The 22508-nt window shown below is 65.6% G+C and carries 10 protein-coding genes and 1 tRNA gene; 8 read left to right on the forward strand and 3 right to left on the reverse strand.

All coding sequences use genetic code 11. From position 1 onward, the window contains the following. Nucleotides 1-17: 17 nt before the first annotated feature. Nucleotides 18-9377 carry a type I polyketide synthase gene (locus NK1_RS03750; protein ID WP_063007157.1) on the reverse strand — a complete coding sequence of 3120 codons (9360 nt, stop codon included), beginning with the start codon at nucleotides 9375-9377 and terminating at the stop codon, nucleotides 18-20. Between the two features lie 387 nt (nucleotides 9378-9764). Here NK1_RS03750 and NK1_RS03755 point away from each other — a divergent pair. The 8 genes from NK1_RS03755 (at nucleotide 9765) to NK1_RS35530 (ending at nucleotide 21837) form a co-directional block, all read left to right on the forward strand. Then, nucleotides 9765-9846: transfer RNA gene (locus tag NK1_RS03755), tRNA-Leu, on the forward strand. A 164-nt stretch (nucleotides 9847-10010) separates the two neighbouring features. After that, complete coding sequence (locus NK1_RS03760; protein ID WP_063007158.1) at nucleotides 10011-10439, forward strand: hypothetical protein; 429 nt, start codon at nucleotides 10011-10013, stop codon at nucleotides 10437-10439. 5 nt (nucleotides 10440-10444) lie between these two features. Further along, on the forward strand, nucleotides 10445-11482 hold the full coding sequence (locus NK1_RS03765; protein ID WP_063007159.1) for a tyrosine-type recombinase/integrase: 1038 nt from the start codon (nucleotides 10445-10447) through the stop codon (nucleotides 11480-11482). Nucleotides 11483-11532: 50 nt separating this feature from the next. Further along, entirely contained in the window at nucleotides 11533-12327 is a 795-nt protein-coding gene (locus tag NK1_RS34885; RefSeq protein WP_063007160.1) for a DUF2637 domain-containing protein, read from the forward strand. A 467-nt stretch (nucleotides 12328-12794) separates the two neighbouring features. Further along, entirely contained in the window at nucleotides 12795-16901 is a 4107-nt protein-coding gene (mobF, locus tag NK1_RS03775) for a MobF family relaxase (RefSeq protein WP_063007161.1), read from the forward strand. Nucleotides 16902-17427: 526 nt separating this feature from the next. Next, nucleotides 17428-19326, forward strand: a complete 1899-nt coding sequence (locus NK1_RS33430) for an ATP-dependent nuclease (protein ID WP_157104059.1) — start codon at nucleotides 17428-17430, stop codon at nucleotides 19324-19326. Then, a complete protein-coding gene (locus tag NK1_RS33435) occupies nucleotides 19319-21133 on the forward strand; it encodes a UvrD-helicase domain-containing protein (protein WP_084460555.1) in 1815 nt (604 codons plus the stop codon). The genes NK1_RS33430 and NK1_RS33435 overlap by 8 nt, the downstream gene beginning before the upstream one ends. A 365-nt stretch (nucleotides 21134-21498) precedes the next feature. Continuing rightward, nucleotides 21499-21837 carry a glycosyltransferase family protein gene (locus NK1_RS35530; RefSeq protein WP_245660332.1) on the forward strand — a complete coding sequence of 113 codons (339 nt, stop codon included), beginning with the start codon at nucleotides 21499-21501 and terminating at the stop codon, nucleotides 21835-21837. 214 nt (nucleotides 21838-22051) lie between these two features. On the opposite strand, the gene NK1_RS34195 is transcribed toward NK1_RS35530, so the two are convergent. Together NK1_RS34195 and NK1_RS34890 are read right to left on the reverse strand one after the other, a co-directional pair. Continuing rightward, on the reverse strand, nucleotides 22052-22213 hold the full coding sequence (locus tag NK1_RS34195; protein WP_157104061.1) for a hypothetical protein: 162 nt from the start codon (nucleotides 22211-22213) through the stop codon (nucleotides 22052-22054). Next, on the reverse strand, nucleotides 22210-22416 hold the full coding sequence (locus NK1_RS34890; protein ID WP_167354213.1) for a hypothetical protein: 207 nt from the start codon (nucleotides 22414-22416) through the stop codon (nucleotides 22210-22212). The genes NK1_RS34195 and NK1_RS34890 overlap by 4 nt, the downstream gene beginning before the upstream one ends. Between the last annotated feature and the right edge of the window lie 92 nt (nucleotides 22417-22508).

Genomic DNA, 22508 nt, shown 5'->3' on the forward strand with positions numbered 1-22508 from the left:
TCCCGGGCCCGATCTCCCTACTTCTCGGCCTCCCGGTTACCGGCCAGTTCGCCGGTGCCGCAGGAACCGTGGGCCAGATACAGCCCCTCGGCGCCCAGGCGCGCCTGCGCCGAGAGCAGCACGTCGGCCTCGAGCTGACGGATCTGCTTGGCAGGAGTGCCGTCGCCTCCGAGACGGCGGTCGGCGGGCCGCTCGTAGAGCGGTTCACCACCGCACATCGCCTCGACCAGCCGCTGACGACCGGCGAGCCGGCGTTCCTCCGCGCGGCGCAGATAGTCGTCGCGACGCTGCGGGTCGAGCGCCTCGACGAAGGCCTGCGGATGCACGACCGCCAGCAGGCCGGAGACATGCCCGAACCCGAGCGAGGTCACCAGACCGGCCTTGAGCGCGAACCGATCCGCGAACCGCAGCGGCTGCCGCGGCCACACCAGATGCGGATACTCGGCCATCTTCTCGTCGACGCAGTCGAGGCTCCGGTTCGGCGGAATCACGCCCTGCTCCAGCACCTGGCAGAGCCCGATCAGCTGGAACGCGGCCGCACCGCCCTTGGCGTGACCGGTCAGTGACTTCTGCGAAATCACGAACATCGGTGCGCCTTCGGAACGGCCCAGCGCGCCGGCCAGCCGCTCGTGCAGCTCCGATTCGTTGGGATCGTTGGCGGCGGTGGAGGTGTCGTGCTTGGAGATCACCGCGATCTCGTCCGGGGTGACGCCGAGCTTGCGCAGTTCGGCGGCCAGCCGCGATTCCGCCCCGCCGCGGCCCGCGCCCAGCGCGCCCAGTCCGGGCGCCGGGATCGAGGTGTGCACGCCGTCGGCGAAGGACTGCGCGAACGCGACCACACCGAGGACCGGCAGGCCGAACTCCGCGGCGATGTCACCGCGGGCCAGCAGAACCGTTCCGCCACCCTGGGATTCGACGAACCCGCCGCGGCGGCGATCGTTGGCCCGGGAGAAGTAGCGGTCGCTGATGCCCTTGGCGCTCATGGCCGCCGAATCCGCGGTCGCCGACATGTCGCCGAAGCCCACGATGCCCTCGATGCCGAGATCGTCGTAACCGCCGGCGACCACGACCTCCGCCTTGCCGAGACGGATCTTGTCGACACCCTCCTCGACCGAGACCGCCGCGGTCGCACACGCCGCGACCGGGTGGATCATGCCGCCGTAGCTGCCGACGTAGGACTGAACCACATGCGCCAGTGCGACGTTGGGCAACGCCTCCTGCAGGATGTCGTTGGCCCGCGGCTCGCCGAGCAGGTTGTCGATGTAGAGCGAGCGCATCGAGGACATGCCGCCCATACCGGTGCCCTGGGTGTTGGTCACCATCGCCGGGTGCACCCAGCTCATCAGCTCGGCGGGGCTGAAGCCGCTGGACAGGAACGCGTCCACCGTGCAGACGATGTTCCACAGCGCCACCCGGTCCACCGAACTCGCCATATCCGGCGAGATGCCCCAGCGGGTCGGGTCCCAGCCCTCGGGGATCTGGCCACCGACGGTGCGCGACAGCTTCGCCTTGCGCGGCACCCGAATCTCGGTGCCCGCCTGGCGAATCACCTGCCAGTCGCTCGAATCGGCGACGGGGCTGATCACGGTGTGCTCGGGGTCGGCGGCGTAGAACGCGCGCGCCTCGGCCTCGCTGTTGACCACGAAGCTCAGATCCCGGTCGAGGAAGACCGAGGTGAGCAGCGGCGCGGCGTTGTCGATCATGGAACCGTCGTCGCCGTAGCGGCGGATACCGCAGCGCTGCACCACCGCGTCGTGGTAGCGCTCCGCCAGCTCCGATTCCTCGACGTAATCGCCGCTTTCGACGTCGTACCAGCCCGGCTTCGGGTCGTTCTCCCAGGTCACCAGACCGGTGGTCCACGCCAGTTCCAGGACGCCGGCCGCGGACAGTTCGTCGGCGACCTCCATCTCGAAGCGCGTGCGCGCGGAACCGTAGGGTCCGAGTTCCCCGGCGCCGATGATCACGACCATATCGGCGAGATCGGCGGTGACGGCGCCCCACTCGGGCGTCGGCAGGGCCGAGGTGAGCGTCGGCGGCACCGGCAGCGCCGGGACCGTCGCGCGCTCGTCCTCGTCGACCGCTTCCGGCTCGCGCTCGACATCGTCGGCCAGCGCGGACAGATCCAGCTTCGCTCCGGCCAGGCCGCCGGTGAGGTCGATCTGCTGCGGACCGGTGGCGGTGACGGCGCGAGCCCGCGACGTGCACCACTTGAGCAGTTCGTCGGCCATCTCCTGCGTGGACCAGGTGTGCACGCCGGCCTTCTCCACGGCCGCGACCAGCGGATCGTTATGACCCATCAGGCCGGTACCGCGCACCCAGCCGATCATCGCGTGCACCATGGTGACCCGCTGCGCCCACGACTTCTCCACCCGCCACTTGGCGATCACCGCGTCCAGCGCGGCCTTCGACTCGCCGTAGGCGCCGTCGCCGCCGAACATGCCGCGGTTGGGCGAACCCGGAAGCACCACATGCAGTTTCGCGTCCACGTCGTGGTCGGCACCGAGGGCGGACAGACCGCCGATCAGGCGTTCCACCGACCACAGCAGGACCCGCATCTCCATTTCGGCGCGCGCCCCGGCATCGGCCAGATCACCGGCCACCCGCGGGGCGGCGAACGGCAGCAGCAGCGTCGGGGTCATCGCGGGCTTCACGAGCACCTTCGCGCCACCGGCGTTGTCGGTCTGCTCGTTGCCGACCCACTCGATCAGAGCGTCGATATCGGAGTAGGAGGCCATATTCGCCGGCACTACCCACAGCGCGGCTCCCGCACGAGCGTGCTCGCGGTAGAGCTGCTTGTAGAAGGCGAGGCGGTCGTCGTCGAGCTTGGACGTGGTGAGGATGACGGTCGCACCACCGGCGAGCAGGCGGCCCGCGATCGAGGCCGCGATGGACCCCTTGCTCGCACCCGTGATCACCGCGGTGTCGGAGGACCAGACACCCTCGTCGGTCGCGGTGGCCGTCCGGGCGATCTGCTCGTATGCGCCGGCCAGAACGGACCGGGCCTGCTTCATCGCCTGCTGACGCCACCAATTCGCCTGGGCGGCAACGGCGGCGCCGGTGCCGGCGAATCCGGCGATCCGGTCCTCGTCGACCTCCGCGTCGGTGTCGAGCCACAGGGTGGCCAGATCCTCGCGGGCGGTGGCCCAGCGGTCGTCGATCAGCACCGCCTTGCGCGCGTCGAAGGCCGGAGCCACCAAACGCGGCCAGTCCGAACCCAATTCGGCCGAGACCAGGTCGACCAGCGATTCGTCGCTCGCCTCCGGCGCCGACACCTGGTCGGTGAGGCCCAGCTGCTCGAGCACCACCCGAGCGGCGGTCGCCAGCACACCGTCGCGACCGGTGATCTGCTCGGTGAATTCACCGAGGGCGGCCGCGTCGACCGTGGCGCCACCGCCACCACCGGCGGCCGGCAGTGCGACGCTGACACCGCGACGCGCGGCCACGGCCTGCACGGCGGCGTCGATCGCGGCGTCCACCGCGGCGCCGTCGCTCAACGCACCGGAGACCAGGCCACCGAGATCCCCGCCGCGCACGCTGGCGCCCTCGCGGGTGCCCAGCGACACCTCGGCGGTGACGTGGTGGGCCCAGCCGTCGCCGAGCTGCCACACCTTCTTCACCCGATCGGCGATCGCCGCCGGGCGCTTACCCGAGGGACCGAACACCTTGCGCAGGTGGTCGCCGATGGCGTCGGACAGCACCGAACCGAACGGCTTGTAGGTGCGGGCCAGCCGGTCGACGGTGGCCGAAAGCGCACCCATATCGGCATCGGCGGCGCCGTCGATCGCGCCCAGCGACAGCTCGGAGCCGAGGTCGACCAGCAGCTGGTTGCGTCGCGAGGACACACCGTCGCACAGCGCCTCGATGGTGTCCACGGGACCGATCTGGTCCAGCCGCAGCTTGGTCCACAACGCGATCAGCACGCGGGTGGCATCGGCGGCGGTGAAGGTGATGTCGTCGGGGCGAGGGCCACCGGAGGCGGCGACCGGAGCCGGGGCCGCGGCGGCCGCGGCGGCCGTCTCGGCCGGAACCGCTTCGGCCACAATCTCTTCCGGCTCGTCGACCGCCGCCGGATCGGTATCGGTGGAGTACACCACGCCGGCCTCACGCTCGATGTTGAGCACCTCGACCTTGGTGCCGGCGTACTGCGGCAACTTCAGGGTGTTGCCCGCCAGATTCGCCACGGTCGGCGTCGCCGCCAGGCCGATCTCGACGAACCGCTCCACGCCGAGGCCACCGCGTCCGGTGTCGGTGAACAGCAGATCCTGGGTCTCGATCCAGCGCACCGGGCTGGCGAACTGCCAGGCCAGCAGCTCGATCAGCACCACCCGGCACAGTTCCTCCGGACGCGCGGCCCACGACTCGAAGTCGTCGAGCACCGCGCGCAGCGGCTCCGACGGCACATAGCCGGCGATCTCGGCGATGAAGTCGCGCTCCAGCGAGAACGGCCGTGGCACCAGGTTCGGAATGTAGCGTCCGGCAAGGATTTCCGGATGCAGATTCTCCGGCAGCAGCTCCTCGAGCTTGTTGCGGAACTCGGGTACACCCTTGCGCAGCACCGTCGAGTGGAACGGCACGTCGATGCCCGGCACCAGGACGAAGGCCCGCTTGCCGCCGAATTCGGCACGGCGACGCTCGATTTCGGCTTCCAGCTCCTCGAGCCCGGCGACCGTACCCGCGATCGCGTACTGCGAACCACGCAGGTTCAGGTTCACCACCTCGAGGAATTCCCCGGCGCGCTCACCGACACCGGCGACGAAGTCGATCACCTCGGCGTCGGGCAGCCCGATCTGCGACGGCCGGATGGCGGCCATCCGATAGTCGCTGCGGCCCTGCGCATCCCGGGGCACCAGCTCGTGCATGGCCGAGCCACGCTGGAACACGACCTCGAGCACTGCTTCCAGCGGAAGCACACCGGCCACCGCGGCCAGCGCGTTGTACTCGCCGACGGAGTGACCCGCCAGCATCGCGCCCTCGACGAACGCACCGGCCTCACGCAGTTCGGCGACCTGCGCCACACCGAGGGTGGCCATCGCGACCTGAGTGAACTGGGTCAGATGCAGAACACCCTGCGGGTGGCGGTATTCCACGCCGCGGGCCTTGAGATAGGTCGGGTTGTCGCGCACCACGGCGAGGATCGAGAAGCCCAGGGCTTCCCGGGTGTGCTTGTCGGCGCGATCCCACACCTGCTTGGCCGCCTTCGACCGCGACCGGGCGTCCAGTCCCATCCCCTTGGTCTGGATGCCCTGACCGGGGAAGGCATAGACGGTCTTGGGGGCCGCGAGCCGTGCGGTCGCGGTCATCACCAGATCACCGCCGGTCCGGCAGGACACCTCGACGATCTCGCAGCCGCGGTCGACGGCGATCCGCTCGACGCGCACATCGATCTGCGCGCCCGGCCGGACCATGCCGAGGAATCGGGTGGTCCAGGCGGTGACAGTACGTGCGGGCAGCGGAGATTCGGGATCCACCGCCGAGACCGCGTGCTGAGCCGCGGCCGACAGCCACATGCCGTGCACGATCGGGCTACCCAGGCCCGCGAGTTTCGCGGCGGCGTTGCTGGTGTGGATCGGGTTGTGGTCGCCGGAGACCTCGGCGAAGGCGGCCATGGCCCGCGGCGCGGTGAGCGTGACGTCGCGACGGCGGCGACGCGGGGTTTCGGTCGCCTCCTCGGAGACCGTCCCGGCCGCACGCGGCGGATCGGTGAGCTCCCCGGCGCCGTTGCGGCCACGAATCGCGAAGCGCTCCACCAGCGTGGCGACGGTCGGGGTCTCCAGTCCGTGATCGCGCATGACGCCGACGGTGACCCGCACCTCGACGACGCGGCCCAGGTCGGTGTCGATCACCGACGCGGATTCCGCGCGCACGCTGAGCACGGCCGGATCGCTGGGCAGTTCGCGCACCAGATCGACCTGGTGGTCCAGGTGCACCAGATCCAGCATGCCCTCGATGACACTGCTGACGCTTCCGTTTTCGCCCTCGGCACGGCTCGCGCCGAGCACGGCGAAGACGGCCGGCCAGCAGGCGCCGACCAGCACGTCGGGAACCCGGCGGCCGATGGTGCTGAGGCCCTCCGGCAGACCCGAACCGGTCACACCGGCGTGGTCGGCGACCATATCGGGCGTCCACGCCAGATTCACGTGCGCGACATGAGTTCCGTTGGCGGACTTGACCTCCGGCAGCGCCTGTCCGGCGGCCACGGCCAGCAGGGCCGACATCGCGGTCTCGGCATCGGCCTCGGTCACCACCGGGGCGCCACCGTTGTACACCGAGCCCGGCACGGTGATGCGGATCCGGACCTCGTTCGCGGGCGACAGCGGGACGGTCAGTTCGACGTAGGCGTTGTCGGCGTCCGGACCGGTCGCGGGAACCAGGGTGGCGCCGGTCGGGCGGTGCAGCGCGCCCTGGGCGTCGACGGTCCACTCGTGCAGATCGCCGAGCCGGTGCACCGGGTTGGTAGTGGTGCGCCCGGCCCACTGCACATCGGGCGCGGCCAGCACGATATCGATGGCGCCCGAACCGATGGCGGCCCGGCGGCGGCCGTCGACGGCGGCGGGGGTGACGCCGCCGCGGATCAGCGTGTAGGCGGTGTCCTGTTCGAAGCGATCGAGCAGTTCACCGACCGGCTCGTCGACGCGGGTGATGCCGGCGACGGACACGGTTCCGGGGATCACGCACACCTGGTCGGCGGTGTAGCGCGGGTCGTGCGCCTGCCACAGCGAGTCCGAACGCCACCAGCGGCGCACGTCGGCATCGACGACCGGCACGAAGTTGACCGGCTTGCCGGGGGTCTTGCACAGCGAGACGAAGAACGGCACATCGGCCGGGTGCAGGACGGTCTCGGCGGCGGCCGGGTAGTGCTCCTTCAGCGTGCAGATCACGTGCACCGGCCGTTCGAAGACGCTGTCGTCGTCGAACAGGGTCGGGATGCGGCCGCGGTCGGCGGGGTTGAGGCGGCCCTCGACGCGGCGCACCATCTCGGCGAACCGATCCCGCCAGGTGATGTCGGCCCACACCGAGCGAGTGGCGTCGGCGATGGCGTCACCGAGGTCGGTGCCGCAGTCGAAGCCGTCTCGACCGGCGCGCTGATGTTCGGGCAGCAGTGCGGCCAGCTCCACGTAGCGTTCCAGCCAGCGCAGGTAGGTCATGGTCGCGACGTCGCCGAAGTACGGCTTGGCGGTGCTGTCGAGCGCCTCGATGATCTCGTCGCGGCGCGCGGCCACGGCCTCGGCGTCGCCCGCGACCTCGTCGAGCAGGCGGCCGGTGCGCGAGGCGGAGTTGTCGATCTCGTGGATGTCGGCGCCCAATTGGCTACGGCCGGAAGCCATTCCGCCGGTCGCGGTCCCGGCTGCGACCCAGTCGGGGGTGCCTGGAGTGTCGACCAGCAGCTGCTTGACCTCAGGAGCGGTGGTGGCCTCCAGGGTGGCCATGGCCGCGGTGCCGACCAGCACGCCGTCCAGGGGCATCTTCGGGTAGCCGTGGGAGACCGACCATTCGCCGGTCAGATATTCGGTGGCTCGCTCCGGGGTGCCGATGCCACCGCCGACGCACACCACGACGTTGTCGCGGTTGCGCAGTTCGGCGTAGGTCTCGAGCAGCAGATCGTCGAGGTCTTCCCAGGAGTGGTGACCGCCCGCGCGGCCGCCCTCGATGTGCATGATCACCGGGTAGTCCGGCACCTCGTCGGCGATGCGCAGCACCGCGCGGATCTGCGCGACGGTACCGGGCTTGAACGCGACGTGGGTGATACCGACCTCGGTCAGCTCGGCGATCAGCGCCACGGCCTCGTCGAGTTCGGGGATGCCGGCGGTCACGACCACGCCGTCGAACGGGGCGCCGGCGGTGCGCGAGCGCTGCACCAGTCGCTTACCGCCCAGCTGCAACTTCCACAGGTACGGGTCGAGGAACAGCGAGTTGAACTGCACGGCCCGGCCGGGCTGCAGCAGGGTCTTCAGCTCGGCGACCCGATCGGCGAAGATCTGCTCGGTCACCTGACCGCCACCGGCCAGCTCGGCCCAGTGGCCCGCATTCGCCGCGGCGGCAACGATTTTCGCGTCGACCGTGGTCGGGGTCATACCGGCCAGCAGGATCGGCGACCGGCCGGTCAGACGCGTGAACGAGGTTTCGACCACGATACGACCGTTGGGAAGCCGAATCGGCTTGGGCGCGAAGGCATCCCACGCCGGGGCAACCTGCGGGGCCGCGCCGGGAGTGAAGAGACTCCGCTGTCCGGGCCGGGTGGCGACCGCGACGATGCCGACGCCGGTGCCCTTGAGCGAACCCTGGGTCAGACGGCTCAGCAGATCGCCGGGGCCGATATCCAGAATCCATTGGGCCCCACCGGAAACGGTGTCGTCGACGGCCTGCACCCAGTCCACCGGGTCGACCAGAATGCTGCGGGCGAGCTGCGCGGCGAGTTCGGTGTCGATCTCACACTGCGCGGCCCACGTCGACACCAGCTCGACGGTCTCGGCCAGCGCGGGGTGATGGAACGCGACCTCGACCTGGACGTCCTCGAAGACCGGGGCGAACACCGCGCCACCGCGCTTCTTGGCGTCGCGATCGCGGGTCTGTTCGGCGTTGATCTCGGCGCAGCGCTGCCGAACCCGCTCCAGTTGTGCCACGGTGCCGGACAGGACCGCCCGCCGGCGGCCGTTGCGAATCGACACCACCGCGGCGACATTCGGATCCACGCCCTCCGACACCTCGGCCACGACCGCGCGCAGCTCGTCGGGGTCGACATTGGACACCGCGACCATCGGCGATTTGTCGCCGACCGGGATGAGACCGCGCCGGCGCGCCACCAGTGTGGCTGCCGCACCGATCAACTGGGCCAGCGCGAGCAGTTCCGCGTCGCGCGCACCGTGAGCGGTCGCGGCCTCGGCGGCGAGCAGACCCTGGGAGTGGCCGACGATGCCGGTCGGCGCGTGCTCGGCCGGATCCAGCCCCTGCATCCGCAGCGCCCGCAGCGCGGCGACCTGGGCGAGGAAGACACCCGGCATCGAGACCGCGGCGGAGCGCAGCGCCTGCGCGGACGGCGCCGCCGACTCCTCCCCTTCCTCGCCGTCGGCGAGCTCGTCCTCGAGCATCCACGCGATCGGGTCGAAGCCGACGGGCCGGACCACCAGCAGCTGCGCCGCCACCGGTTCCAGCCGCGCGTCCGCCTCGCGCACGAGCGCGGTCAGCTCGGGCTCGAGTGCGCTGTCGCGGCCGATCTCCTCGAGCTCACGCAGCCACTGCGCCCCCTGGCCCCCGAAGGCCAGCGCGTACTTCTCACCACCGAGCAGGCGATCCAGCAGCGACGACTTGATACCCGTATCCGAAACTCCCCCAACGACCTTCGCGTTCGTTCCGGTCCCGGTGCGTTCGTTGATCGTCAAGACGTATCGACTTCCTTCTCGTGGCGGCTCACCCCGCGGGGCCCGCTCGCTCTTGCGTGCACAGGCGTCCCTCACCCCTGAGGACCTGACGAAGCCTCAGGTTCGCACAAAATCATGAGGAAAGCCTCACGTTTCCCCGACGCCCGCACCCCTACCCTCGAGTATTTCGGTACGTACGTACAAGAACGGCTCCAAACATGACCCTCCCTCATGTTTGAACCCCCAGGTGGCAGGGTTACTTGGAAGTCAGAAAGTTGAGGGTTCCTCATATTGGGAGTTGCCAAATCGTTATAATCCCAGTTCGTGTTACCCGTGGGTACACGACACCCCCGCGCGGCTTCGCGATCCGCCTCCGGGCCGGTAGAGTTTGGACGGTCGTACCATCACGCGCGAGTGGCGGAATTGGCAGACGCGCTGGATTTAGGTTCCAGTGTCCTCGGACGTGGGGGTTCAAGTCCCCCCTCGCGCACCGTTTCGTGTCACTGGTGACACATTCGGCGTCCGCGTGTGTGAGCGCACTCAACCACGCGAAGGACGACCAGTGACAACAGTCTGTGACCCGCGCATTTTTGTCGCACGAATGCTACTTTTCGGTGCTTTCTTTCGACCCTCATTGCCCCGCGGTGTGCGGGGGTGGTGCGCGTGATCGCACCGGTGATCCCACCGCAGACGCCCTTGCAGCAGCTGATCCACGGCCCGCATTCGTTTGCCCCGCTGCCTGTTCCCGCACCGGACGCCGACCTCGTCGTCGGGATGTCCACGGTCGGGCGAGGCGGGCGGGTCGTGGATCGCAAGGTCTTTGCCGCGCTGGGCTGGGAGGCCGGCGACCGGCTTATGCTGCGCTGCGCCGAGCACGGAATCCTCGTCGCCTCCGCCGACCCCGAGGGCCCGATCCTGATGCGCGACGGGACCATTCATATCCCCTTGCGGCAACGGCGCCGCGTGCAGTTGGTCATCGGCGACCGCGCCCTCCTACTCGGCAGACGGGATCGGCTGGCGATCGTCGCGCCCGCCGCGATCAAGACGGTGCTCGCTCCCGCCCTGGCCCTGCTGGAGCGCTGACACCGATGACCAACAACACGTCACCAGTGGCGTCGGCCGAGGCGGTCGCGGCCGCGCGGGTTCTGCTGGCGCAGATGGGGATCAGCCCCGCCGATCTCGTCGGCACCGCCGCGCTCGTCCCGACCTTCGCCGAGGTCATCCCGCAGGTGCGGGCCACGCTGCGTCCCGGCACGATGCGCACCTACGACGCGCATCTGCGGCGGCTGGAAACACAATGGGCGACACGGCGCCTCGACGAGCCGACCCAAGCCGACCTCGAGGCCATGGCCCGAGCCGTCCAAGAGCGCGCCCGCGCCAACCGAGCCTCACGCGGCGGAGGCAGCGCGGTCGAGCATTTCGTCAGCGCGGTGCGCTGCGTGTACCGCTACGCCGAGAGCACAGGCTGGATCCGCCCCAGCGACAACCCCGCCCGCAAGGTCGCCAAGCCGACACGAAAACCCTCACACCGCTATGCGATTCCGTCCGGGCAACTGGCCGAGATCTGCGCGGTGGCCGCCGAGACCGGCAACGACGGGGAACTGGACTCGCTGATCCTGCGCCTGCACATCGAGACCGCGTGCCGGCGCAGCGGCGCGCTCGCCCTGCGACCGCACGACCTCGACGCCGACCAATGCCTGGTGTGGCTACAGGAAAAAGACGGCACCGACCGCTGGCAGCCGGTCTCCCCCACACTCATGCGCCACCTGCGCGCCCACGCCGCCGCTCGCAACGCGCCAGTGTCGGGGCAGCTGCTGCGCTACCGCAACGGCGCACCGATCACTTCGCGGCGCTACGACCACATCTGGGCGCGCATCGGCGAAGAGTTGCCGTGGGTGGCCGTGCAGGGCGTGACCATGCACTGGCTTCGCCATACCACCCTCACATGGGTGGAACGCACCTTCGGCTACGCCGTGGCCCGCGCCTACGCCGGCCACCACGGCAAGACCGCGGGCACCACGGCCACCTACGTCAAAGCCAACCTGCTCGAAGTCGCCGCAGCCCTGGCCATACTCACCGGCGAGCCCCACCCTCTCGCCACGGCCGAAGGACCTGCGGCCACATGAACACTGCCGCGTGCACACCGGATCCCCGCTCGGCCGAAGGACCACATCACATGCCCGCACCCGACACCGTCGTGCGCACCCCCACCCTGCCGAGCGTCCCGGAGCGTGCGCACGGTCCCGACCGTGCGCACGCCTTCTTCTGGTGCGTGCTCGCCGCCTCCGCGACGGTGAGCGTGACCGGCAACGCAGTGCACGCCGTCCTGCACGCACCGGCCCCGCCGATCGCCGGTGCGGTCGCAGTGGTGCCACCGATCGCGTTGCTGACCGCTGTGCACGGCGTCACCGTGCTGCAGCGAAAGCAGGTGCGCAGCACCGCCGCCCACCGACTCGCCGTCGTGCTGACCGTCCTCATCGCGGCGGGCGCGTTCTGGCTGTCGTTCACCGCGTTGCGGTCCCTCGCCGAACTCGCCGGCATCCCGCACAACCAGGCATGGCTATGGCCGCTGATCATCGAAGGCTCGATGACCCAAGCCACCGTCGCCCTCATCTCGATCACACAACCACCCCACGACACCAGCACCGCACCAGAAGCCACAGCGTCCGCCGGACCGACGACAGTTCTTGACACATTGCCGGAATCTTCGGGCACCCCGGTCGACGAGGACGCCGTGCGCACGACGGAAGGGACCGTTGCGGGCACAACTTCATGGAGCGAAATCGCGGCGGTCATCTGCGCACGCGACCCCGCCCGCCGCCGAGACCCTGACGAGGTCGCACACATCCTGGCGTTGCATTACGCCGAAGGACTCAAAGCCACCGAGATCGCCAAGCGAACCCATCGCAGCCGATCAACCGTCAGCAGAATTCTCACCCGAGCCCAGGCGCTCGACCCACCCACGACATGATCTTCTATCCGCGACAAACGGACCCGCCGACAGTGAAGACAGGACGCCGTTGTCGATGCGCGCCATCGTCGGGGGCCGGGTAAGAGAGGCCAGACAACGCCGAGCCTGGCGCTACGGCGCGCGACACTCGACGCGACGACCAACGCCCGCGCTTATCCACGCCCCGACGCCGGGCCGCTTGCGGCAACGAGAGGCCCGAGGCAATAGATCCGCAACCCCCACCATCACTCTCCCCATCACCACATCATTACACCCCCATCCATTCACCCCCACATTCCACTCATACACATAACCCCCAACTCCCTCTCCCCCATCACCCCTCACTCCCATAATCCACACACCACACGCAGACCTCCTGCACTCCGGCTGAGAGTTTCCTTACGACGTGGCGAAACGGCGCAAATTGATACAAACTACCTCCCTTCCAGCCCTCGCATTCCGAAAGTTGTTGGGTGTCTGATGGATACGTGACAGCGACGCTGCACAAGATCCTCGCCGGCACCAGCTACCTGTACTACCAACGCCAGGTAGCCGCCGCCGATGCCACCGACCTGGGCAACTCCAGCCTGGCCGACTACTACTCCACCCGCGGCGAAGCACCCGGCACCTGGCACGGCACCGGCCTTGCCGCCCTCGACATCTCAGCCGGCGAACAGGTCACCGAGGACCAGATGCGTTCGTTGTTCGGCCTCGGCCGACACCCCAACGCCACCGCCATCGAATACCAAATCGTCACCGAAGCAATCGCGAACGGCGCCAAACCCAAAGACGCCGCGTACGCGGCCAAACAAGCCAGCCGACTCGGCAAAGCCTTCCCAGCCCGACACGGCGACAACACATTCCGCACCCGATGCGCCCAGGCATATAGGGAACACAACCTCTCCCACGGACTCGACGCCAACGCCGCCATCGGCGAAGACACCCGCGCCCAGATCCGGACCGAGGTCGCCACAGCGATGTTCGTTGAAAACTACGACCGCGCACCCCTCGACGATCGAGAACTGTCCGGGTTCGTCGCCCGCATCTCCCGGCCCCAATCGGCAGCGGTCGCCGGGTTCGACATCACCTTCTCCCCCGTCAAAAGCGTCTCCGCGCTGTGGGCCATCGCACCCAAACCCATCGCCGACGCCATACAGGCCGCCCACAACGCCGCCGTCGACGACGCCATCACGTGGTTGGAAAACAACGCCACCTACACCCGCCTCGGCACCGGAGGTGTACGGCAAGTCGACGTCGAAGGACTCATCGCCGCACGCTTCACCCATCGCGAATCCCGCTCCGGCGACCCCGATCTGCACACCCACATGCTCATCGCCAACCGAGTACGCACCCTTGATGGCAAATGGCGCACCCTCGATGGCACCCACTTCTACCGCAACCTCGTCGTGGTCAGCGAGATCTACAACACCCGCCTCGAACACCACCTCGAAACCAACCTCGGCATCCGATTCACCGAACGGCCCGCACCCACCCCGAACAAACGACCCATCCGCGAAATCGTCGGCATCCCAATCGAGTTGCTTCGCCACTGGTCGCGCCGCGACGCCGCCATCACCGAACGACTCGATTCGCTTGCGGTGTCGTTTCAGCAGCAGCTCGGGCGTGAACCGACACCGAAAGAACTATTCGCCCTCGCAGAGCGGGCCACTCTCGAAACCCGCCCGGCCAAACACCTCTCGCGTTCCTACGCCCAGCAACGCCACGGCTGGCACCTCGACGCCGCCACAGTTCTCGGCGGACCGAACATGGTCGAGGCCACCGTCTCTTCGGTGCTCAATCGCCCTACAGGTGCTCGCCCGACAGTCGACGAGGCGTGGATTTCCCGCACCGCCGACGAAGTTGTCACCGTCGTTTCCGGGCAACGCTCGGTGTGGCAACACCACCACATCCGAGCTGAAACCGAACGCCAAACCCGCGGCCACATCCACCCGATGCAATGGCCGAACGTGGTCGAAGCCGTCATCCGCGAGGCGCTTTCACCCACACGATCGCTCGCCCGCGGCGACCCGGACATCACCGCCGAACCAGTCCTCCAACATCCACCGACAATCTTCCAACGCCGCGACGGAACCAGTGTCTACACCGTTCCCGGCAGTCAGACCTACACCTCCGCGCGCCGACTCGGCACCGAACAACGCCTCATCGACCTCTCCATACAACCCGGCGCACGCACTCTCCCCGCCGATGTGGTCACCTCCGCGATCAACTCCTACAACACCGATCCCGCCAACTTCGGCAAGCCGTTGAACCCCGGGCAGGTCGCCGTCGTCACCGAATTCGCGTGCTCACCCCTGCGCATCGCGGTCGCGAACGCGCCCGCCGGCACCGGCAAAACCACCGCCATGCGCGTGTTCGTCAACGCCTGGCACGCCTCCGGCGGCACCGTCCTCGGCCTCGCACCCACCGCCGCCGCAGCCGCCGTCCTCGCCGAAACCACCGGCATCCGAGTCGAAACCGTCGACCGGGTCCTGCACATTCTCGACCAACACACGGCCACCGCTCAGACGATCACCGACTCTCCATATCCGCCACGGTTGCCGGAATGGCTGCTACAGGTCGACGCCCGCACACTGGTCGTCATCGACGAGCACGTCAAACTCGCCGACGACAAACGGCTACGCCTGTTCGAATTCCTCACCCACCGCGACGCCACCATCCGCTGCCTCGGCGACACCGCACAACTACCCTCCATCGAACCCGGCGGCACAGCCACCGACCTCACCGCAACCACCACCGTCACCATGACCGACGTCGTCCGCTTCGCCGACCCCCACGAAGCCGCCGCCAGCCTCGCCCTCCGCGACGGCGACCCCGCTGGCCTGGGCTACTACCTCGACCACCAGCGCATCCACTCCGGCAGCCCCGCCGCCACTGCGGACAAGACCTACATGGCGTGGTTCGCCGACCACCACGCCGGACGAGACACCCTCATGCTCGCCCCCACCCACGACCTCGTCACCGAACTCAACACCCGCGCCCGCACCGACCGACTCACCCGCAACCCCACACCTCCCGGCCCGGCAGTCGTTGTCTCCGACGGAGAATGCGCGTCAGTCGGGGACGTCATCTGCACCCGACGCAACAACCCGCGCCTGCGCCTCGGCGAGACCGATTGGGTGCGCAACGGCTACCGATGGACCATCACCGCCGTCCACCCTGACCGCAGCCTCACCGCCACACACCTGCGCGCCCGCCGACAACCCGGCGCCACCACCGTGCTGCCCGCCGACTACGTCGCCGAACACGTACGCCTCGGCTACGCGATGACCATCGACTCCGCCCAAGGCATCACCGTCGACACCTGCCACACCGCACTCACCGGCAACGAATCACGCAACCAGCTCTACGTCGCCATGACCCGCGGCACCCACGCCAACCACGCCTACATCCCCACCACCACCGACCACAGCGAAGCCTCCCCCTGGACCGAACCCGCCATCCTTCCCCGCACCAGCACCGAGACCCTGCAACGCATCCTCGCCCGCGACGCCACCCACACCAGCGCCCACGCCAACCTCCGCGACACCCTCAACCCCCACAAACGACTCGGCCACGCCATCGACACCTACCACGACGCCATCGGCCTGGCCGTCGAAAACACCCTCGCCGACGACCGTCTCGACCAACTCGATCGCGCCGCAGAAGAACTATTGCCCGGCCTCACCGACGCGCCCGCCTACCCCGTCCTGCGCCAGCATCTCGCCGCCCTCGCCCTAACCGGACACGACCCTGCCCACGCGCTTCAACAGGCCGCGAGCGCACGAGAACTCGACACCGCCCACGACCCGGCCGCCGTCCTCGACTGGCGCCTCGACACCACCGGCAACCACTCCACCGGCACCGGGCCACTGCCCTGGACACGCGCAATCCCCGCCGAACTCCCGGACAACGAGACCACTCAGCAGCTCCACGCACGCGCCCGCATCATCACCACACTCGTCACCCAAATAAATGCGGACGTCGAAACATGGACACCAGCGACAGCACCCCCATGGGCGCGAACACTGCTCGAAAATCGTGACCTCACAGCAAAACTCGCCATATGGCGAGCCGCCCACCGCATCCCCGATACCGACCTTCGCCCCACCGGACCACGCCGCTACCCGACAGCCGAACGCCACTACCAACAGCGTCTCGACACCCGCATAATCGACACCCTCGGCGACCTGCACACCGCCACCCACACCTGGGCGCCACTCGCCAAACGCATCGACACGCGTCTGACCACCGACCCCTGGTGGCCGGTCCTCGCCCAGAACCTCGACACCGCCGCCGACGCCGGCCACGACATCGAAACCCTCCTCACCACCGCAGCCGCCCAACGCCCACTGCCTGACGACATGCCCGCCGCCGCCCTGTGGTACCGCATCGACCTCACCAAAACATCCGCAGCGCCGTCCGAAGAAGCTGACGCAGCCACACCCCCCGAACAGTCGCCACGTGCGCAAACGATCCAAGACGCCGTCGACATCGCCCTGCCACACGGAGTCGAATTCGATCGTTTCGAGCCAGGTCCTTTGGACCATGCGGAACCGGACACCGGCGCCCAGTGTGGCTATGACTTCGAACTGTAGAGACCTACATAATCAATCGGCGACACCGCGCTGTTTCTGTGCGTGCTGGGCAGCGATGGCGTGCGTAGTCGCGCGTTCGCCATCGACTGGAACCCAAGGCCCTGTTTCTGCGGACGGAGAATCGCCGAGTGCGGCGTTATGCAGTTTCCTACGGCATTCGTTGCCGCCGTTGCGTGAGGACACGCAACGCGTGGCTACCTCACAGAACTAGCAGACTAGATCAAATGAATAAATACTGGACGGTCGAATAGTGTTTCCTTGTCTGTGCGCAGTTCAGGCCTGCACAGCTCCTCTGTGACCGAGCCCATCGCGACACGCCGGCAAACAGAGGCACGAATATCCGAATACAACCTGTGGCGCAGTAGACTTTTCCCCTCATCATCTGGCAAGCCTTGGAGCGGAGACGCGAGTGTTTCTGACAGTTGATCGTCATCGGTGTACACCTCGCATGGGAAGCATCCCTCCGTAAACTCTCCTCTCCTATGCGCTCCGAGTTCACACTTAGGCTTGAAATAATATTTACACATTGAACCATGGAGAAACCATTAACACGAGTTCGACTTCCGGCCACTTTAATGCAATGTACTTGCGTCAAATTCATATCTCAAACTTCCGATCCTGCGTCGACACTACCGTGCATCTTCAGCCGGACATCACCATCCTTGTCGGTGAGAATAACGCGGGAAAATCAAACATAATCGAGGCACTACGGCTCTCAACCGTCCCACTCAGTCGACGACGGACGCGGTACTTCGAACTTGACGACGTCAATCGATCAAACCCCGGCCCGGTTGTGATCGATAATGAATACGATCAACTATCGGAATTTCAGGAAGCACACTACATCGCTGCGTTCGATCTGAATACAGAAACTGCCACCTACCGCACAACCTACTTACCCGACTTCGCCAACGAGCGAAAATCCCGGGTAGAGATCTCCGTCGGAACGAACGGCCGATCTGACATAGAGCCCGAGAAGCGTGAACAGATCAATCACGTGTATCTCGCACCTCTTCGTGACGCAAATCGGGAGTTAGATTCCAGCTCAGGAAATCGGCTTGCATCGATAATTCAAGGGCTCTTCAATCAAGAGGATCAAGACGCATTCCTGCGCCTGGCGCAAGAGCAGCTGCGAACGCTTGAGAAGCACGCTATAATCACGCGACCTCAAGAGCAGATACAGAAAGAGCTTTCGGCTCTGACGGAGGCTGTCCGAGGCCAGAAGGTGGGGCTAGGGTTCGACAAGCTGCGACTTGACCGATTGACCCGTAGCTTGCGCCTTAAAATGTCGGAGCATGACCTCGACCTCCACGAGCTAATGAATTCAGGGCTCGGCTATGCGAACCTCCTCTACCTTGCAACAGTAGTACTCGAACTTAGCAATGTGCATGAGTCGGAACTAACCCTGTTTCTTGTAGAAGAACCCGAGGCACATCTGCACCCGCAGCTACAGGCGGTGGTTCTTGACTACCTCCGGGATCAAGCACGCCAGTCCGTCGCAAAACAGGATGACACGCGGCCCGCCGGTAGAATTCAGGTTATTGCCACGACGCATTCTCCAAATCTGGCTAGCGCAGCAGGACTGGATAATATTGTCGTTATGAAGTCGGTGACCCAGCAAGGCGATTCCGTTATTGCACCCCAGACGTGCGCACTCGCCCTGTCAAAGCTAAACCTTGAAACTTACGAAAAGAGAAAGATCAATCAGTACCTTGATGCCACGAGGGCTGAGCTGCTCTTTGCGCGCAACGTGATCCTAGTCGAGGGCATCTCGGAAATGGTGATTATCCCAGCGATGGTAAAGCACATTCTAAAAGGCGACGCAAATGCCGATCGGCGACGACGGTTCCGCGGAGTTTCGCTGATAAATGTCGGTAGTGTTGATTTCGAACCCTACTTGAAACTTCTTCTTCAAAAGGTCGATGGAAACAGCCTTGTGGATCGGCTGGTTGCCGTGACAGATAGAGACCCTAAGCTCCCCGGCGAGAAGGACCAGGCAGCCGGAACGAAAGAAACCGACGATGATGAGGACGACGCGCTCGAGCCGGTCATCTACAATCGTGCTGCCGATCTGAATGCAGTAGCGCTCAGTATCGGAGCGAGCGAAATTCTGCACGTTGCTGAAGCGCCTCATACCCTAGAGGCCGATCTGCTGGAGCCTGTTGCGACAAATTTGGCCACTTTTCAGAAGGCGTTTGTTTCGCAGAAGACGAGTGCGAAATCTTTGAGAGTCCTCACGGAGATCGCGCAATCAGACGCCCCCGCACTCGGTTTCTATACCAAACTGCGCAAGGTGAAAAAGTACATCAGCAAGGGCCAGTTTGCCCACGACTTTGCGACACACCTTGAGAATTCGGCCGATTACCAGTGTCCCGACTATCTTGTAAAAGCTATACGCTTTTCCATAGGAGAGCAAGTTGACTGAGCAGGATCGACCTTTTACGGAGGCACAGCTTTCTCTGATACAGACAGGCGGGTCACAGTATGTCCAGGCGTGTCCCGGTGCGGGCAAGACTCATGCAATCGCGGAGCGTTTTGTTCGACGGCCAAATCAGCACCCACGCAAAGGAATCGGACTGCTTTCGTTCACCAACGCCGCGGCTGAAGAAGCTGCCACACGGTGCTCGTCACGTCCCGACTTACTCCGTGCACCAAACTTCATCGGTACTATCGACAAGTTTATTAATCGCTTCATCGTGAGCCCAGTTTGGAATTCTCAGAACACTATCGCACCCCGCTTCTTGGACATATGGGGCCAGTTAGCAAATACTACGGTGAAAAGTCGCGATTTTAATGCGCCGCTAGATTGGTTCGTATTTGATAAGTCCGGCAATGCGCGATTGGAGCGTGGCAAAATTTCGCCAGCGTTCCGAACTAGGTTCGACAAATTGGAGAGCTGGCAGATTCGGTCGCTTCAGAGCAGCGCAGCAGGCTACCGTCGGAGTCTGATCGGCAAGGGCTATATCAGCGCGGAATCATCACGGCTTCTCGCTCAGTCGTACCTAGATGAGACCGAACTATACCTTCGTTTGTCGCGTATTTTGGCGCACCGATTCACAGAAATTATCGTAGACGAAGTACAAGACTGCTCAAATGACGATCTGCGCATTCTCGATTTTATCCGCAAGTCGGGAATCGAACTGGTATTGGTGGGCGATCCCGACCAGGCGATCTACGATTTCCGTGGCGACTCCACAGATGTTTCTACTATGTTGGACTCGCTCGCACCAAAGGGCAAACGACTCAGCGGTAATTTCCGCAGCACACCGGCGATCTGCGCAATTGCGACTAGCCTACGTTCGTCAGACGACGTAATTGATGCGCCAGCCGGACGCAACAAGGACTCAATCACGCCAGTTCTGCTCCTGAAGTACGAAAAATTCTCGACTGTAGCCGCCGCCATGACACTTGCTGCCGCAACCTATGAAATTGGAAGCGAAGACTGCATCGTGCTCGCTCACAAACGCAGCCACGCTGCTGCGTGCGCTGGCGGATCGAGTCCAGAGCCGACGTCAGACGCAAAGCTTCAACGCATCGCACTGGCTACTGAAACCCTCCAAGCAAAAACCAGTGACGGAATCAGTCGTAGAACTGCACTTCGAGACTTGACGGTGTGCCTGCAGGAGCTGGCGAAGGACGATTTCACGAACCTTACAGCTCACGAACTTTACGAACGACTCGGCTATTCCGAGGCGGAGCATACCGTTCGGGTGCTCAGATTGGCGCATGCGCTTGAGATCGACCGCAGGCAAGCTCAGTCGGTCTTTCGGACGTCACTAACATCTGCACTACGACTCCACGGCTTTGACTGGGTGCAGACGAGTCGACTTCGCACATCCGGAAATGACTGGTCAGGTCTTCCAGCGACTCAAAAACAGTTGTTCGATTTTGCTACTATTCATAGTTTCAAGGGCCTGCAACGCAAGTTTGTGACTGTTGCCATACCCTCAAACGATAAGAAGCAATACTCGGAGACCGGTGTCGGACAGTGGCTTTCGGGTGAAGCGGGAGAGCCGCGACGCGTTCTTTACGTTGGTGCCACGCGGGCAGAGGAGGTTTTGATGCTCGCGGTGCACAAATCCGAGTACGACGCCGTGTATCAGAAGCTGATCCAGGACGGCGTCGATGTCGCAGAAGTCAATTCTGCGTCGAAGAACGACAAGCTCGCCGGCTCTCAAGAACTCGCTTTAGAATTAGATTTTGCAATGCCGTCAAAACTGACCGGCACGTGACTCACAGTGTTGCCCCCGTCGGCGGTCCATGACTTTTCGGCGCAGTGTGAGCTAGGTTCCGGGCCGCCCGGTCGGTTTATGCGGCCGGCGCATATTCCCTCCCAACCGACGGTGTCAGACTGCGTGCGCACAGGAATCGCTCCGAACGAAAGCCCAGCTCCACGAACCCGAATTCAAATCCATTTGATGACAGACGTAGTCTCTCGGTCCGCATACGGCTCAGGTTCCCACCGGCACAAGGTCACTCGGTCGGTATCGCGCACGCGCTGTTGGGCGGTATCTGGCCGAGCAAGCCGGCCACGCGCCGCTACTTCGGCGCCCCGGTCACCGAAGTCAGTGATGTGGACTGGATTTCGGGATGCTGCATGCTGTTTCGCCGCGAAGCGTTCGAAGCAGCAGGTGGGTTCGATGACCGCTACTTCCTCTACTTCGAGGAAACCAAGATGGCCCTCGACATGCACCGCGGCGGATGGCGAGTCGTCCTCGATCCAAGGGTCGAAATCCGCCACCGCGAGGGCGGCAGCATGCGGTCCGCACCATTCCGGAAGGTCCGCTCCCATCACCGCAGCGTCCTGCGGTTCTACTGCGATTACCACCATGGCTCACCTTGGATCGTGTTCGCACCGCTGGTCGCGGCAGGGCTTGTCGTGCGTGGGATAGCGGCGGTGGCGCGGACCGCGCTGCTGCAGCGAGTGAACCGGTAGACGAAGGGGTGGTTCGAGGTGGCGACAACGTCGAGTATGCGGGTGCGTTTGACGTTGCCGAAGCCGTAACCTGTTGTAGCGAAACGTGTTTCATCTTTTGGTCTCGCTGGAGACGGTGCAGGTGCCGAACCGCTGGAAACCTGGTTCGGCCCGGTCACGCTGCTGCTGGGCACCCTCGCTGGCCTATGCCGCCAGCATGTTCTCCGTCAGCTAGCTACGGGAGGTGGCGGGGCTTGTCCTCATCCTCGATCCGCCGCCGGATGCCCTCCACGGTGCGGTCCTCGGGAGTCCGCTCAGGCCAGACGATCACGGCCACCAGGACTGCCAGGGGCAGGGCCACCACGACCAGCCAGCCGATGAACATCCACCCACTCACTGCTCCAGCTCCCTTTGCTCCACGTCCTGGACGCTCAGGGGCTCGATGTTCACCACGGCGGGTGAGGTGGCGGGTATGGCAGGCACCTCCGTGTCGGCGCTCAGCTCTGCCCGGTATTCCCCTGGCGCGACCGGCCAGCCGTCGTCCCCGACGAACAACCAGGAACCGTCCTCGTGCTGGAGATACCGCCCAGGTGCTTCCACCGGGTCCACCACCGTGCTCCCTTCAGCCGGCCTTTTGGGTCGCACCCACCGCCGGGGACCTCGACACCCGGCGGTGGGGCTTGTACTGGAGC

This window comes from Nocardia kruczakiae NBRC 101016, from assembly GCF_001612965.1.
Taxonomy (GTDB): Bacteria; Actinomycetota; Actinomycetes; order Mycobacteriales; family Mycobacteriaceae; genus Nocardia; species Nocardia kruczakiae.